This is a genomic window from Terriglobales bacterium, assembly GCA_035573675.1.
GTDB lineage: Bacteria > Acidobacteriota > Terriglobia > Terriglobales > Acidobacteriaceae > DATMAB01.
In genome coordinates this window covers 153,812-170,345 of sequence record DATMAB010000020.1, presented here as the reverse complement: position 1 = coordinate 170,345, position 16,534 = coordinate 153,812, and the positions used below count along the sequence as shown (strand labels likewise).

Sequence of the window (16,534 nt, the reverse complement as noted above, 5' to 3'; positions counted from 1 at the left end):
GTCGTGCCCCGCCAGTTGCTGGTCCACTTCCTGCGCGAGACGGCGGGCCTGACCGGCACGCACATCGGCTGCGAGACCTCGCTGTGCGGGGCCTGCACGGTGCTGCTCGATGGCCGCGCCACCAAATCCTGCACGGTGCTGGCGGTGCAGGCCGACGGGCGCAGCGTGACTACCATCGAAGGCCTGGCGCAGAACGGGAAGCTCCACCCCATCCAGGAAGCTTTCTGGGAGGAGCACGGTTTGCAGTGCGGTTTCTGCACGCCGGGGATGATCCTGTGCTCGAGCGACCTGCTGGCGCGCTCGGCATCGCCCAGCGAGCATGAGATCCGCGAGGCGCTGGGCGGCAACCTGTGCCGCTGCACCGGATATCAGCACATCGTCAACGCGGTGCAGTCGGCGGCAGCCAAGATGGCGCCGCGCAAGGCAGCGCCCCGCAAGGCGGCCCCGCGCAAGGCGCGGCGGGCCGGGAAGGCGAGGAGGTAAGCCATGCCCGCGAAGACTGCCGCTGCTCCCCGGTGGGTCGGACGCCGCTTCAAGCGCAAAGAGGACCCGCGCCTCATCCAGGGCATCAGCCACTACACCGATGATCTGAAGCTTCCCGGGATGCTGTACGCCGCTTTCGTGCGCTCACCCTACGCGCACGCCAAGATCCGCAGCATTTCCACCGACGCTGCGCGGTCGACGCCCGGCGTGGTGGGCGTTTTCACTTCCGCCGATATGCCTACGCTCGGCGGCGCGCCTTACGCCGGCGGCATGCCGGGACTGAAGACGCCGCCCAACCCGCCGCTGGCGAAGGAAGTCGTGCGCCACGTGGGAGAGTCGGTGGCCGTCGTGGTTGCCGAGGATTCGTACGCCGCGCGCGATGCTGCCGAGCTGGTGGAAGTGGACTATGAAGCGTTGCCCGTCGTCACCGACGTCGAGAAGGCCATCGAGAAGGGCAGCCCGCTGGTGCATCCCCAGTTCAAGACCAACCTGGCCTACGTCCACGAATTGAAGACCGGCGACGCTGCCGCAGGCTTCAAGCGCGCGGACAAGGTGGTGCAACTGCGCATGACCAACCAGCGCCTGGTGCCGGTGGCGATGGAGACACGCGGCGTGGTGGCGGAGTACCGCCCGGGCGAAAATGTGCTGACGGTGTGGACCTCGACGCAAATCCCGCACCTGGCCAAGACGCAGATTGCCGTGATGCTGGGGATTCCGGAAAATTGCGTGCGCGTGGTCACGCCCGAAGTCGGCGGCGGCTTCGGCAGCAAGCTGAATGTGTATCGCGAAGAGGGCGTCATCCCCTGGCTGGCGATGAAGCTGGGCCGTCCGGTCAAGTGGAGCGAGACGCGGCGCGAGAACGTGCTGGCCACGATCCACGGCCGCGACCACATCCAGAACGTCGAGCTGGCGCTGAAGAAGGACGGCACCATCCTCGCGCTGCGCGCCCGCATCCTGGCCGACCTGGGCGCGTATCACCAGCTCCTCACGCCCAATATTCCCACGCTGACCTCGTTGATGATCACCGGCTGCTACAAGATTCCGGCGATCGACGTGGAGGTGCGCGGCGCGTTCACCAACAAGATGTCCACCGACGCCTATCGCGGCGCCGGCCGCCCCGAAGCCACCTACCTCATCGAGCGCATGATGGATGTGGCCGCTGACGAGCTGGGCATGGATCCCGCCGAGATCCGGCGCCGCAATTTCCCCAAGCCGACCGAGTTTCCCTTCGCCACCGCGACCGGGCTTTCCTATGACTCGGGCAACTACCAGGGCACGCTGAAGAAAGCGCTGGCGCTGTGCGGGTATGACAAGCTGCGAGCCCGCCAGAAGGCGGCCTGGAAACAGGGCAGGTACTACGGCATCGGCCTTTCGACCTACGTCGAGATCTGCGCCCTGGGTCCTTCCGCGGCCATGCCCGCCGGCGGCTGGGAGAGCGCCACGGTGCGCATCGATCCCACCGGCGCGGTCACGGTGCTGACCGGGGCCTCGCCGCACGGGCAGGGGCAGGAGACCAGCTTCGCGCAGATTGTGGCGGATGAACTCGGTGTTTCGCCCGAGAGCGTTACGGTGGTCCACGGCGATACGGCGGCCGTGCCCTACGGCATCGGCACGTTCGGCTCGCGGGCCACGGCCGTGGGCGGCACGGCGGCGCTTTACGCCACGCAGAAACTGAAACACAAGCTCATGACGTTCGCCGCCCACCTGATGAACACCAAGCCGGGAAACGTCTCCTACGCCCACGGACGCTTCAGCGCGCGGGGAACGCGCAAGTCGCTGCCCTTTGGCGAAGTGGTGATGGCCGCGTACACGGCCAAGACGCTGCCGCCGGGCGTGGATCCGGGTCTGGAAGCCACGCATTTCTTCGAGCCGACCAACTTCACCTTCCCCTTCGGCGCACACGTGTGCGCGGTCGAGGTGGATCCGGAGACGGGACAGATTCGCATCGACAGGTACCTGGCGGTGGACGACTGCGGGAAGGTCATCAATCCGCTGCTGGTGGAAGGCCAGCTTCACGGCGGCATCGCCCAGGGCCTGGGCCAGGCGCTCTATGAAGAGATGGTGTACGACTCCGCGGGCCAGGCCGTGACCGGCGAACTGATGGAGTACGCCGTGCCCAAGGCGGAACACCTGCCGCGCTTCCAGCTGGCCCATACGGTGACGCCCTCCCCGGTGAATCCCATGGGCATCAAGGGCGTGGGGGAAGCCGGCACCATCGCTTCGACGGCGGCCATCGTGGGCGCGGTCTGCGATGCGCTGACGCCGCTCGGCATCCGCCATCTGGACATGCCCCTCAAGCCGGAGAAAGTCTGGCGGGCCATCCGCGAAGCGCAGCAGCGGAATGCAGCCAAGTCTCCGGCGGCCAAGGCTGCGGTTTCGGAGAAAGCGGCGGCTGCGGCGAAAGCCAGTCCGCCGGCTGCGAGGAAAGCGCGGCCGGCGCCGCGAGCACGGCCCGCGGCGAAGGCCCGTCGCGCCGCGAAGACCCGGACGGCAAGGAGGCGCTCATGATTCCGGCACCGTTCGACTACGAGGCTCCGCGCACGCTGGGCGAAGCCTTGGCCATGCTGGCTTCGCGTCCGGACGCCAAGCTGCTCGCCGGCGGACACAGCTTGCTGCCGGCCATGAAGCTGCGGCTGGCGAGCGCGGGAACGCTGATCGACCTGGGACGAATCAGCGGCTTGAGCTACATCCGGCACACCGGCGACGGCTTCGCCATCGGCGCTATGACCCGCCACGCCGAAATCGCCGGTTCCGACCTGTTGCACGCGCTGTGTCCCCTGCTGGCGCAGGCCGCTTCGGAAATCGGCGACGTGCAGGTGCGCAACGCCGGCACCCTCGGCGGCTCGCTGGCTGCGGCGCATCCGGCCGCCGACTATCCCGCTGCGGTGCTGGCGCTGGACGGCGAGATGGTCGCCATGAGCCAGCACGGCGACCGCGTCATCGCGGCGCGCGATTTCTTCACCGGCATGTTCACTACGGCGCTGAAACCGGACGAGATCCTGACCGAGATCCGCCTGCGCTCCACGGCGGGTTCCGGCTCCGCCTACAAGAAGTTCCGGCATCCTGCTTCCGGCTTCGCCGTGGTCGGCGTGGCGGCGAACGTGCGGATGATGAGCGGGAAGATCATGTCGGCGGCTGTGGGCATCACCGGGGTGGGCGAGCGCGCCTACCGGGCCACGGCGGTGGAGAACGCGCTGCGCGGCAAGCCGGCCTCAGCCATCGCCGCCGCCAGCGAGCGCGCCGCCGACGGCGTCGCGGCGCTCGCGGACAACTTCGCATCGGCGGAGTACCGCCAGCACCTGGCGCGGGTCTTCACCCGACGCGCCCTGGAGGAAGCTGCGGCGCGCGCGGGCTAGGAGCTGGAAGCGGGAAGCTGATATTCTTCGTAGGTCATCATTTTCGCCAAGGAGAGTGAGCGTGAAAGGCGATCCCAAGGTCATTGCGGTGCTGGGCGAAGTGCTGAAGGCGGAACTGACCGCCATCAACCAGTATTTCCTGCACGCCGAGATGTGCCACAACTGGCGCTACGAGAAGCTCTACCACTTCATCCGCAAGGAATCCATCGACGAGATGAAGCACGCCGAGCAGCTCATGGAGCGCATCCTGTATCTCGACTCCACGCCCAACATGAGCGCGTACTTCAAGATCAACGTCGGCAAGACCGTGCCGGAACAGTTCAAGAACGACCTGCAACTGGAATACGAGGCGGTGAAGCGGCTGAACGACGGCATCAAGACCTGCGACGCCCACGGCGACGGCGGCTCGCGTGAGCTGCTGGAGCACATCCTGACCGATGAAGAAGGGCACATCGACTGGCTCGAGGCTCAGCTCCACGCCATCGACGAGATGGGTGTCGAGAACTACCTCGCCCAGCAGCTCCACAACGACGAAGAGTGATCATACCGGCGGCGCCCCTTTCCGCCGGGCGCCGCAGGCGCTGCATGGACGCTGCCCCCGCGGCGCTGCATCTCCTCTCCCTGCGCTAGAATGGATTGCGCCGCCTGAATCCCTTTTAATCCCAGCACGTCGCGGAGAGATGGCCGAGTGGCTGAAGGCGCACGCTTGGAAAGCGTGTTTACTCGAAAGGGTAACGAGGGTTCGAATCCCTCTCTCTCCGCCAGTAGGTTCCGGGCGTCTGCGTGAGACTTCACATTCGTATCGTGATTTGGAGGAGCCGCAATGAAAGTGTCCCATGTGCATTGCCGCGTGCATGACCTGGAGGCCGCGATCCGCTGGTTCGAGCAGGTTCTGCAGGCGGCTCCCGCGTTCAGCAGCGAGCGGATGGCGTATCTGGGCTTTGGCGATTTCGGCTTGATCCTGGGCTAGCGGCCGTTGTCCGAGGGTGAGTTGTGCGGGCGTAGAAACTCCGCCATGTAGTGGCGCATGCCGAGCGCCGCGGCAAAAACGGCGATTCCGAGCAACAACCAGGTGTCGGCGCGCTTCAGTTCTCCGGTGATCCACTCCAGGCTGCCCGTGAAGCCGTAGCCGATGCTGCCCAGTACCAGCGCCCACACCACGCAGTTCACGGCGTCGAGCGCGAGAAAGCGGTGGTAGGGAAGCCGACGCATCCCCCAGAAGAACATGATGGCGACCCGCGCGCCGTAGATGTAACGCGCGAAAAACAGCGACCAGGTGCCGTAGCGTTGGGCGGCCCGCTCGATGCGCGGCAGCACGCGCTGTCCGTGGGCGGTGGTGAGCCAGCGGCGGGCAGTGCCGTGCCCCAGCCAGAAGTAGAAAAGGTCGCCGGCCAGGCCTCCGCCCGCCCCCACGGCCAGGGCCGGTCCGGCGCGCCAAATGCCCAAGTGCACCAGCATGCCCGCCAGCATCAGGCTGAGGTCGCCCTCCACGGCCGCCGCAAAAAACAGCGCCCACAGGCCGTAGGTGCTCAGGAATGTTTCCAGTTCGGTCATGCGTGAGCGGATATGAAACCGCACCGGGGGAGAAGTTGCAAGCCGCGAAATTGCGAGGACCGAGTATCCGGTACCACGACCTGGCCGGACTCGCGCAAGAATATTCTGCGCACACCCGAAACTTCCCAGCTACTTGCGAATCTTAGAAAGATTGACTCGCTGCTGCCCACCTTAACCACATTACTTGTCAGAGACTTACAAGTGCGATATAAATCGCAGCCGTTTGTGTACTGTACGAACTTTCTTGGGGGCAATATGACAGGCGATGTGGAGAAAAAGTGGGTGGCAGGATGGGCGCTGGTGCTGATGCTGTGCGTTTCGCTGTCGTTGTGGGGGCAAGTCAGTGGTTCGACCATCCTGGGACAGGTCAAGGACGCGAGCGGCGCCGTGATCAGCGGCGCCAGGGTCGAGGTGCTGGCCACCCATACCGGGCAAAAACGCGAGACCCAGAGCGGCAGCGACGGCACCTTCACCGTGCCCAACCTTCCCGCCGGTCCCTACCGAGTAACGGTGACGCAGAGCGGCTTCGGTGGGCAAGCCAAGGAGCTGACCCTGTTGGTGGGGCAGTCCGCGGACCTGATTTTCACGCTCTCCCCGGCAGCGCGTGAGGAAGAAGTGAAGGTGGAAGCGGAGACGCCGCTGGTCGAGACCAACACCGCCACCGTCCACAAGAACATCACGCCCGAGCAGGTGCAGACCCTGCCCATCAACGGGCGCGACTTTTCTACGCTCGCCATCCTGGTGCCAGGCGTGACCGCAGGCAACACTGCCATCAACGCCAATTACGACCCGGTGAAGAGGAACGTGCCGGCCATCAGCATCAACGGCCAGAACGGGCGCAACCTGTTCATGGCCATCGACGGCGGCGACAACACCGACATCTTCATGGGCGGCCAGAACCTCACGCTCTCGCTGGAGGCGGTGCAGGAATTCGAGGTGATTACCCATGATCCCAAAGCCCAGTACGGGCGCGGTATCGGCGGTGTGATTAACGTCGTCACCAAAAGCGGCGGCAACGAGTTCCACGGCTCAGCCTTCGGTTTCTTCCGCGATGACAGCCTGCAATCCAACAACGCCATTTCCGAGATGCTGGGCGATCCCAAGCCGCCCTTCGACAGCCGCCAGTTCGGGGGTACCATCGGCGGACCCATCAAGAAGGATCGGGCATTCTTCTTCTATAGCTACGAACGCCAGCAGAACGACACTTCGCGCGTGTTTAACAGCGGAGGCGCGTTTCCCACGCTGGACGGGACGGTGACGCCACAGGCCTTTCGCCAAAACTTCCACTTGGCCCGGGTGGACGTCAAAGTGGCCGACAATCACACGCTCTTTGGCCGCTATGCGGAACAGGACAACGGCTCCCTCAACGAGTTTTTCAACGATCAGGACGCGCCCGATTCCACGGCAGACGAGTTCAATCGGTTCCATGACGTAGTCGCCGGGTTGAGTTCCCTCATCGGAAGCAACAAAGTCAATGATGTACGTTTCCACTACCAGTTCTTCTCCAACCGCATCCAGAACGACCTGAGCTCGAACGACGTTCCCACCATCATTCTTCCGGCGGCCACCTTCGGCGCCAGTCAGGCCGGAACACAGGCGCCCAAGGAGATCACCTACCAGTTCAGCGACGACTTTTCCTGGACTCATGGGAGGCACAACATCCGTTTCGGCGGCAACGTGATCGTCCAGCCGCACATCGGGATCGAGGGTGACTTCCGCCACAACCGCTACCGCTTCACCACCAACGATTACGACCCGGCGACCAACACCATCCTGGCCGGAAACAGCCTGGCCAACTACCGCTCCTGGTCATCGCCGGGGTTCGACATTGTGAACCGCACCCTGACCCACCTGGGCTTCTACGTCCAGGACGACATCAAGCTGGGACGCCTGACGCTGGCCCTCGGCCTGCGCTACGACTACGTGCACAATCTGTTCTACAACCGCGGTACTGCGGCCGAGGACGTGGTTCGCGACAACGTCGGAGCGGTTCCAGGGGGGCCATCGCGTTCCACTCCCACCGACGACAAGAACAACTTTGCGCCCCGAGTGGGCTTTGCCTTTGATGTGAGAGGCAATGGGCAGTTCGTGGTGCGTGGCGGCTATGCGCGCCTTTTCGACCCGGCCTCCATTCTGGCCAGTACGTTGTTCGCCGATCTGGAAGTGACACAGGTCAACGGCAACCCTCCCTTCAACTTCGTTTTCGTTCCGGGCGCGTTTGCGGGCTTCTTCGGCATCCCGTGCGCTACGGTGCCGTGCCAGCCGGCCGTATTCGATGCGGGACCGGCGAGCGTTCCCTTTAATTTCCCGATTGGTTTCGTCAATTCGCCGGACATGGAAGTGGCTCGGGCGGACCAATTCAACCTGGGGGCCGCGTACCAGATCCAAGAAGGACCGCTCGCCGGCCTGACTTTCGAGGCGGATGGGATTTACTCCCGCACTCGCAAGCTGGTGCAGGGGCGCAACCTGAACTTCTGCGTCAACGCGGACCCGAACTGCCTGGCGGGAGTCTGGACGCCCACCGGAGTCAACTTCCCGCAAGCCGGTCCCAACGACCCCATCACCAACATCCCGCGGCAGATCTTCCTGGAAGATACTACGGGGCGGAACGACTACACGGCATTGATTGTCTCGGTGCGCAAGGCATTCGCCAAGCGTTGGCAGCTCTTCTCCAGTTACACCCTGTCGCGCGCGATTACTGACACCAATCAATTCACCTTCGTGGTGCTGAACCAGTTGCAGCCCAACGCTGTGGGAGAACTCGGGCCCACTAACTGGGACGAGAGGCATCGGGTTGTCATCTCTGGATTGGTCGAGCTGCCATGGAAGGTCCAGTTCTCGAACATCTTTACCGGGGCTTCCGCGAGGCCTTACACCGCTTCCGACAGCTCGAATTGCGACGTCAACCTGGACGGCGTGCCCACCGTCTTTGGCGCCATTGATAACGGGCCGGGCGGTTCCCGCACTCAAAACGTTTCGTCCTGCGACCGGGTCGGTGGCCGCGGGGCCTTTCGCGGTGATCCGACCTACAGTTGGGACATCCGTGTGGCCAAGTCGTTCCCGCTGGAGAGTCTGGCACCGCAGGCGCGCATCGAAGGAATCTTCGAGGTGTTTAACCTGACCAATGCCGCCAACTTCGGTCAGAACTTCTTCGATGATTTGGGCGATCCGGCCCGTTTCGGAACACCCATCAACATCATCACCCCGCCGCGCACCATCCAGTTGGGCGTGAGGTTCCGGTTTTAGAAGGTCAGCCGGAGTATCACAACGGCGCCAGGGACTAAGGGCTTTCTGGCGCCGTTCGTTTGTTCGGAAACCAAACTGTGATTCGCGCTTTACAATCGGGGGACTTTCGGCGCGGGGAAGAGGAAATCTGGTGGAAGCAGGTCAGGCAGCACCGGCGACGAGTCTGGAGCAAGCGCGGCAGGAGTTCCCGGCTCTGCGGGACAATGTCTTTCTTGACGCGGCCTGCGTCAGCGTAGCGCCCCGCCGCGCCAGCGAAGCCATTGCCCGCTTCCTGGAGATGGCGGCGCTCTGCCCGTCGCGTTCGGCGACGCTGCATCACATCGCCATGGACGAGATGCGGGCCGAGGCGCGGCCGGAGATTGCGCGCCTGTTGAACGCCGCCGAAGATGAGATCGCCCTGGTCGAAAGCACCACCCACGGCTTGACCATCGCCGCGGAACGCATCCCTCTGGAGCGCGGAGACCGCGTGTTGCTCTGCGACCTGGAGTTCATGCAGGTAGCCATTCCCTGGGTCCAGAAGCAGAGCGAAGGGATTGCCATCGACGTGGTGCCGCACCGCGAGGGCAGGCTGCTACCGGAAGACGTCGCGGCGCGCATGGGACCGAAGACGCGCGTGCTGGTCCTCAGCTCGGTGCAGTGGTCCAACGGATTCCGCTGCGACCTCGGGAAGCTCGGGGCGCTGTGCCGCGAGCGGGGCGTATGGCTGGTCGTGGACGCTATCCAGCAGTTGGGCGCGTTCCCCATCGATGTCGCAGCCACGCCCGTCGATATCCTCACCTGCGGCGGGCACAAATGGCTCAACTCGCCCTTCGGTGCCGGTTTCCTCTACATCCGACGTGAGGCGCAGGCACGCCTGCGCCCTCCACTGCGCGGCTACCTGAGCGTCGAGACGCCGGAAGGCGGCTGGGGAAATTATTTTCAGACTCCCTCCATCACCCCGGTGCGCGACTACCGCTTCGTGGGCGGCGCGACGGGCTACGAGATCGGGGGGACGGCGAACTATCCCGGCGCCATCGGCCTGGCGGCTTCTTTGCGGCTGATTCATGAACTGGGACAGCAGCGCATTGCCGCGCACATTCAGAGCCTCACCGACCACCTGATCAGTGGGCTCCAGACGCTGGGCGTCACCGTAGTGACACCGACCGAGCCGCAGCATCGCTCCGGCATCGTCACCTTTTCGATGGGATCGCCGCAGAAGAACCTGCAGATGATGGAACGGCTGCTCGACCGCAAGGTTCTGGTTTCGGTACGGTACACGTCGCACGTAGGCGGGGTGCGGGTGTCCTGCCATTTTTTCAACACGCAAGGTGACATTGACAGGCTGCTGGAGACCATGGAAGAAGGCAATAAGCGATAAGCAACAAGCGATTAGCGAAAGGCCACAACAAACCCGTGGACTCGACGGCGGAAGTGCAGCGCGCTCCGGCGCTGGAAATCCTGGAGAAAGAAAAGGGACTGGCGCGCCAGTTGAGCGAGCGGCAACTGGCGATGATCGCCATCGGCGGCGCCATCGGCACGGGACTGTTCCTGGGCAGCGCGCTGGCGGTGCGCGTGGCCGGTCCAGCCGTCATTCTGAGTTACGTGCTGGGGGCGCTGGTGGCCCTGCTCCTGATGGGCACGCTGGCGGAAATGGCGGTAGCGCATCCCACGGCCGGCTCGTTTGGCGTCTACGCGGAGATTTACGTCTCGCGCTGGGCGGGATTCGTGATGCGTTACACCTACTGGGCGAGTCAGTCCATCGCCATCGGCGGGGAAGCGGTGGCGGTGGCCATCTACTGCCAGTGGTGGTGGCCGCAGGTGCCGCAATGGGTTTGGGTGGTGGGATTTTCGCTGGCTTTGGTGTACATCAACGCGCGCAGCGTGGGGAACTTCGGCGAGTTCGAGTACTGGTTCTCCATGATCAAAGTGGTAGCCATCATGCTGTTCGTCTTGTTCGGCACAGCGATGTTGTTAGGTTGGGGACCGGCTGAGCCCATCGGCCTCAGGAACCTGACCGAGCACGGTGGCTTCTTCCCCCTGGGAGTGAAGGGCGCTTGGATGGCGCTGGTGTTCGTGATCTTCAGTTACATCGGAACCGAAGTGGTGGCGGTGACCGCAGGCGAAGCGCGCGATCCGCAGAAAGCCGTACCGCGTGCCATGCGCACCATGGTGGCGCGGCTGATTCTGTTCTATCTCGGCGCTATCACGGTGCTGGTAGCCGTCGTCCCCTGGAACCAGATCCATCCCGGGGAGAGCATCACCGCCAGCCCCTTCGTGCGTGTGTTCTCGCTGATGGGCGTGCCGGCCGCGGCGCACATCGTGAACTTCGTGGTGCTGACGGCGGCGCTCTCCAGCATGAACTGCAATCTCTACCTGGCCACGCGCATGGTCTTTTCCCTGGCCCGCGGAGGCTATGCGCCGGCCGGCTTCGGCCAGGTCTCGGCCAAAGGGACGCCGGTGGTTGCGTTGCTGGTCTCTGCCGTGGGGCTGCTGATTGCCACCCTCTTCGCCTGGCGATTTCCTGAAAGCGCCTACGTCTACATGTTCGGCATCGCCCTGTTCGGCGGCCTGTTCGTGTGGTTCATGATCTTCGTGACGCACTTGTTCTTCCGACGCCGCTGGGCCGAAGAACAAGTGGCGGATTTTCCCGTCCGCATGCGCGGCTATCCGTACTCGACGTTGCTCGGCGCGGCGATGCTGGCGGGGATTCTCGCCACCACGTGGTGGGTGGAAGGGATGCGCATCACCCTTCTTGCCGGGCTGCCATGGCTGGCGTTCATCTCGGCTGCATACTGGCTGTGGGCAAGGAAGAACCGTCGCGGTGTGTGACCTGTGAACTGCGATCTGCGAACTGTGAACCGAGGAATGTAGCGTAAGGAATACTTTTGCGGCAGTGAGGTATGAGGTCGCGATGAAACGACATCACTCCAGATGCATTCGGCTCTGTCTGATCCTGGTCGCTTCGCTGGGATGGGCCGTCGCAGCCGACGCACAGAGACCGAAAACCATCGCGCTGGTCGGGGGCACGCTGATTGACGGCAATGGCGGCCAACCCATCGGCAACAGCGTGATCCTGATCGAGGGCGAGCGCATCAAGGCTGTAGGACAAGTGGGAACGCTCGCTGTGCCGCGCGGCGCCGAAGTGATCTCCACCGAAGGCATGAGCGTGCTGCCCGGATTGTGGGACATGCACGTGCACCTGATGATCAACGGGCACGCCGACTACGACCATTGGGACCGCACCTACCCGCCGCTGTTCGAGAGCGTGATCATGCCGGCCTCGGCCAAACAATTGTTGCTGGCGGGCGTGACCAGCGCGCGTGACCTGGGTGCGCCGCTCGAAGCCAGCATCAACGTGCGCAACGCAATCCGTGCGGGAAAGATTCCCGGCCCCACGCTCTACGTTTCCGGCCCTTTCATCCAGCACGAGCCTTACCCGGGCACCGAACTTTTCCGCTGGGGAGTGACGGGGGCGGACGACGCGCGCGCCAAAGTGCGCAAGCTGGCGGAAGCCGGCGTGGACTGCATCAAGCTGATCGACCAGGACCAGATGACGATGGAAGAAGTGAAGGCCGTGGTCGATGAGGCGCACAAGCACAAGCTGCCGGTGGTGGCGCATTCCCATCGGCCGGAGGAAATCCGGCGCGGCCTGGAGGCGGGCGTGGACAACTTCGAGCACACCGGCCTGGCCACAGCGCCCGAGTATCCCGCGGACATCATCGCGGCCATCCGCGAGCGTACCGCGCAGATGAGCAAGGGCCCGCTGTGGTGGACTCCGACTATTGAAGGCCTGTTCAATTACGAGTACTGGCGCGATCATCCGGAGGTGCTCGACGATCCCTCCTGGCAGGAGGGCCTGCCCGAGGAGATCGTCCAGGACATCAAGGCGTCACTCGCGCATCCCGACCGGCTGCCGTACTACCAGATCACTCCCCTGCGCCGCCCCACGCTCAAGCGCAAGTTCCAGCAGTTGCGCGAGTCGGGTGTCGTGCTGCTGATCGGCACCGACAGCGGCATCCCCATGAACTTCCACAGCCAGTCCACGTGGAACGAGCTGGAGGTCTGGGTGAACCGGCTGGGTGTGGAGCCCATGGAGGCCCTCCGCGCCGCCACTTACTGGCCGGCGGTCATGATGAAGGTGGAGAGTGACGTGGGCACCATCAGCGAAGGCAAGTACGCCGACATCATCGCCGTGCGGGGCGACGTGCTGCGGCATATCAACTTGTTGCAGCGGGTGGACCTCGTGATCAAGCATGGGAAGCGGTACAAGTAGTGGGCTCACTAAGACGGCTGCCGCGGCGGCATCCAGCCCCGCCTCACCAGAACGGCCATCAGTGCCGTGAGCACAAAGGGAAACGCGATTACGGTGCGAATGGGCAGCGAGAGCAGCAGCAGACCCACTTCCCGCCCCGCCGGCAAAGCCAGAGCGACCAGCGCTACCACCAGCGCCGTGACCCACTGCCAGGCCAGCAGCGCACCCGCCAGCACCAGCAGCCAGCGCACCGCACCCCCAGCTTGCAGCAGTTCGCGAGCATGATGGGCCAGCCACAAGGCGACGGGAATCAACAGCACGTGGTCGTAGGCCGCCAGTCCGTTGGGAAACACAATGATGGCAGCGGCCAGGACAAACAGCAGCGTGGTCACGAAGCGAGGAGAATCGGCAGCCTCGCGACGCGTCTGCCAAGCCATGAGCGCGGCTGCCAAAAGGAGCGCGATTTCCACAACCCGTCCCGGGATCTCTCCGAACAGCGTGCGCGCCAGCGGCAGGGGCGTGTACTGGCGCCACGCGGTGAGGTTACTCAGCCAGCCGAATAACCAGCCAGGTACGGCGATCTCTGCCGCTACCCAGAGTATGGCCAAGGTTGCGAGAAAGGTCAGCGCGAGCCGCCGCCGTGTGCGCCAGTCGCCCAATGTCCAGATCATCAGCAGGGCTACCAGCGGCGCCGCGGTGTGGGGCTTGATGGTGGCGACCGCGAGGCAGATCCCGGCCAGACCGTACCGGCCACCAGTAACCGCGGCGGCTGCGCCCGCGAGCAGCGCCGCTACAACAAAGGCCATCTGCTGCACGTACAGGCCATCCAGAAACGGATAGCTGCTCACGGCAAGGATCACCGCGACGGCTCGGTACCCGGGAGAAAACTGCAAGCCCACGGCTCGTGCCCACCAGAACACGCTCATGGCCGTGAGCAGAGTGAGCACGACAATGCTTCCGCCCATCACCCAGGGGAAGGGAATCGGCGCGATGGGAGCTAGCAAGAGGCACACGTAAGCGGGATACATGAAGCGCCGCTCATCGAGCGTGCGTCTTTCCGCATTCGGATGCAGGGGGCGCCCATAGCTGGCAATCTGGTTGGTGATGGTGTACCCATGGCTGTAGGGATCGCCCTGACGATAGACGACGTATCGTGCACCCAGCCAGTAGGGATAGAGGTCCGACCAAATGGAATGAGGCCCGAACAGCCCTTCGCTGGCCAGCTGCCGGTGGGCACGCGGCACCAGCAGATTGAAATACGCGTTCATTCCGAAGGCCGCCAGCATGGCCAGCAGCAGCGCTAAACGGGCTGACTTCAACCCACCCTTGCCTTGGGAGTCAAGAACGAGCGGGTCTGGAGGCGTGGCCATTCGTCCGTTGTGAGCTTAGACGGTTTCCTGCCCTCTGTACACGTTTCCAGGGGGTCTCCCGAACACTTCGTCTCGCATACAAAGGATGACCAGCAAGAATGCCACGAAGGGAAGAGCCGGTTCGCTGCGGATGGGAAGCGACAGCAAGAGCGGGTCATCACTCCAGCGCGGCGAGATGAGCGCAAGCAAGCTGACGGCTGCCGCCGTGATCCACTGCCAGGCAAGTAGACCGACGGTGATGGTGAAGACGATGCGCTTGGCCAGTCTCCATTTCGCCCAATCGGCGGCCAACGTCCCCAGCCAGAGGGCCGCCGGCAGCATGATCAGATGGTCATAGATTGCATCCGCGTTGGGCAGGATGACGGCGGTACCCACCGCCACCAGCGACAAAACGGCCGCGAACTGCTTCGAGCCGGCGGGGTGGCGCCGCAGCGTCCAGCACGCGGCCGCAACACCCAGGACCACCAGCCCAGCCAGCAGGGCGCCAATGGTCTCCCCAAACATGACTTGGGCCAGCGGAGGCTTCTGGTATCGGCTGAATGCCTGTAGGGTTGACCACCAGCGGGGAAGCCATCCCGGCAATATCATTTCCGAGCCGGCGAGCAGAATCCCCAAGCTGGCTAGGAAGCCCAACACGGCCCCACGGCGGCGGGGCCAGTCTCCCAGAGACCACACCACGAACCATCCCGCGAAAGGCAAGGCTAAATGAGGCTTGACCGTGGCTATCGCCACGAGCATGCCTGCCGTCCAGTGACGTCCCGCTGCGAGGGCTACGGAAGCAGCCGCCACGACCGCAATCATCAGGGGGGAAATCTGCAGCAGGGTATACCATCGGCCGAACTGGAGACTTCCCACTACCAAAACCGCAGCCAGCATCAGCGTGGAGCGCTGGAGATGGAGCGACAGGGCTCGGTTCCACAAGGGGGCGCTGAAGATTCCTGCCAGCAAGATCAGGAGAACGAACACCAGCCGCACGACCGCGAACGGCAACAGCGAGACCGGCGCCAGCAGCAGGCAGACGTGGACGGGATAAATGAAGCGATGCTCGTCTTTGGGATCTCCGGGGCGCGTGGGATCCAAAGGACGTCCGTAATAGCCAATCTGAATCAGCCGAGTGGCCGCGTCGCTATACGGGTCGAGGTGCTCCCGCAGCAAGTAGCGCGTACCCAACCAATACGGGTAAAGATCGTTGAAGTTTGCCCGCAAGCCCAGGCTTGCCAAACCGCGGTCATAGCGCCGGTTTACGAGTTCGAGATAAGCATGCATCCCAACCCCGAACACGCCAGCCAAGAGCACTGCCGTCCAAAACTTCCAGGACCGCCTTCCGGATGGCGCGCTTTGAGCACTCATGCCGAGCGCGATTATTTCAGAGCAACACGGTGTTTGCCACGGAGCGCCTATGTCGGTGAATTTCCACAGGTACTGCTTTGATAACAGCCCAGTAACGCTTATGGCACCACCCTGGTAAACGCAACATCTTGTGGTCTCGAGCCTCGCGAACCACGATTCCTCGCGGTTTTATCAAGTGCTTTAGCACCCCCTTCTACGGGGTCAAAATTCCTGTTGACACGCAACGATTTAGCTGTAGCATGAGTGGTCAAAAGTGGTAGAAAGTGGTGTCAACTGGTTGAAACGCGAGCTAGGCCTTGGCACCGGTGGATGGGAAAGGAATGGGTATCGGGGCTCCAGAGGATGGAGAAAAAGACCCCCCAACACGAGGCAGGCACGGGTGAGATCAGCGACATTGTGAGGGCATTGACGGGCGCGGCAGCAGTGATCGCGGCCCGGGCAGCAGGAGGCACCCCGGGAAGCCGGGCAAACAGGCATGTTTCGCGGCAATCATCCAACCCGCGTGGACGAGAAGGGAAGGCTCAAGGTCCCGGCGGAGTTCAAGCGCCTGATCGACGAGAAGTACACGGACCGGTTCTACATCACCAGCGTGGACGGGCAACGGGCGCAAATCTACCCCTTCGAGGAGTGGGAACGCATCGAGGAGAAGCTGGCGCGGCTGTCGAACTTCAATCCCACCAAGAAGAAGCTCTTGAATCGCACCAATTATTACGGCCAGGCGGTGGAGATGGATGCCCAGGGGCGCCTGTTGATTCCGCCCATCCTGCGCCAGGCGGCGCAGTTGCGGGGCGAGGTGGCGGTGCTGGGCAACCTCACGTATCTGGAAGTGCGGAACATGGAAGCGTTCCGCAAGGAGTTGGAGGAGAACCCGTTCACGCTTGAGGATGAAAAGACCCTGGACGACTTGGGCATTTAGCCGCGCTGCCGGCAGGGCCGGCGCGCCG

Annotated in this window: 13 protein-coding genes and 1 tRNA gene; 11 read left to right on the top strand and 3 right to left on the bottom strand. The window is 63.7% G+C overall.

The annotated features are described in order from the left end of the window. The 6 genes from VNK82_10025 to VNK82_10000 form a co-directional block, all read left to right on the top strand. Positions 1-483, top strand: a 483-nt coding sequence (locus tag VNK82_10025; protein ID HXE91286.1) for a (2Fe-2S)-binding protein, incomplete at its 5' end; no start/stop codon positions are given. A 3-nt stretch (positions 484-486) separates the two neighbouring features. Continuing rightward, positions 487-2,991, top strand: coding sequence for a glyceraldehyde dehydrogenase subunit alpha (gene cutA / locus VNK82_10020; protein HXE91285.1), 2,505 nt, complete (start codon positions 487-489; stop codon positions 2,989-2,991). After that, the gene (locus tag VNK82_10015) at positions 2,988-3,839 is read left to right on the top strand and encodes a xanthine dehydrogenase family protein subunit M (GenBank protein HXE91284.1); all 852 of its coding nucleotides are present in this window, start codon (positions 2,988-2,990) and stop codon (positions 3,837-3,839) included. The genes cutA and VNK82_10015 overlap by 4 nt, the downstream gene beginning before the upstream one ends. 61 nt (positions 3,840-3,900) lie before the next feature. Then, positions 3,901-4,380, top strand: a complete 480-nt coding sequence (bfr, locus tag VNK82_10010) for a bacterioferritin (GenBank protein HXE91283.1) — start codon at positions 3,901-3,903, stop codon at positions 4,378-4,380. A gap of 133 nt (positions 4,381-4,513) precedes the next feature. After that, a tRNA-Ser gene (locus VNK82_10005) sits at positions 4,514-4,603 on the top strand. Between the two features lie 59 nt (positions 4,604-4,662). Beyond that, positions 4,663-4,809 (top strand): hypothetical protein, encoded by a 147-nt coding sequence (locus VNK82_10000; GenBank protein ID HXE91282.1) that lies wholly within the window; start codon positions 4,663-4,665, stop codon positions 4,807-4,809. Here the strand turns inward: VNK82_10000 and VNK82_09995 are convergent. After that, positions 4,806-5,393, bottom strand: a complete 588-nt coding sequence (locus tag VNK82_09995) for a VTT domain-containing protein (GenBank protein ID HXE91281.1) — start codon at positions 5,391-5,393, stop codon at positions 4,806-4,808. The two genes, VNK82_10000 and VNK82_09995, sit on opposite strands and share 4 nt — an antisense overlap. A gap of 255 nt (positions 5,394-5,648) precedes the next feature. On the opposite strand from VNK82_09995, the gene VNK82_09990 reads away from it, so the two are divergent. From VNK82_09990 to VNK82_09975, 4 genes are all read left to right on the top strand, one after another. Continuing rightward, positions 5,649-8,639, top strand: a complete 2,991-nt coding sequence (locus VNK82_09990) for a TonB-dependent receptor (protein HXE91280.1) — start codon at positions 5,649-5,651, stop codon at positions 8,637-8,639. A gap of 130 nt (positions 8,640-8,769) precedes the next feature. Further along, positions 8,770-9,996, top strand: coding sequence for an aminotransferase class V-fold PLP-dependent enzyme (locus VNK82_09985; protein HXE91279.1), 1,227 nt, complete (start codon positions 8,770-8,772; stop codon positions 9,994-9,996). A gap of 35 nt (positions 9,997-10,031) precedes the next feature. Beyond that, the gene (locus VNK82_09980; protein ID HXE91278.1) at positions 10,032-11,447 is read left to right on the top strand and encodes an amino acid permease; all 1,416 of its coding nucleotides are present in this window, start codon (positions 10,032-10,034) and stop codon (positions 11,445-11,447) included. 82 nt (positions 11,448-11,529) lie between these two features. Continuing rightward, the gene (locus VNK82_09975; protein HXE91277.1) at positions 11,530-12,891 is read left to right on the top strand and encodes an amidohydrolase family protein; all 1,362 of its coding nucleotides are present in this window, start codon (positions 11,530-11,532) and stop codon (positions 12,889-12,891) included. 8 nt (positions 12,892-12,899) lie between these two features. On the opposite strand, the gene VNK82_09970 is transcribed toward VNK82_09975, so the two are convergent. Together VNK82_09970 and VNK82_09965 are read right to left on the bottom strand one after the other, a co-directional pair. After that, entirely contained in the window at positions 12,900-14,240 is a 1,341-nt protein-coding gene (locus VNK82_09970) for a glycosyltransferase family 87 protein (protein ID HXE91276.1), read from the bottom strand. Positions 14,241-14,255: 15 nt separating this feature from the next. After that, positions 14,256-15,521, bottom strand: a complete 1,266-nt coding sequence (locus tag VNK82_09965; GenBank protein HXE91275.1) for a glycosyltransferase family 87 protein — start codon at positions 15,519-15,521, stop codon at positions 14,256-14,258. A 544-nt stretch (positions 15,522-16,065) separates the two neighbouring features. On the opposite strand from VNK82_09965, the gene VNK82_09960 reads away from it, so the two are divergent. Then, positions 16,066-16,506, top strand: a complete 441-nt coding sequence (locus VNK82_09960) for a division/cell wall cluster transcriptional repressor MraZ (GenBank protein HXE91274.1) — start codon at positions 16,066-16,068, stop codon at positions 16,504-16,506. Positions 16,507-16,534: the final 28 nt, after the last annotated feature.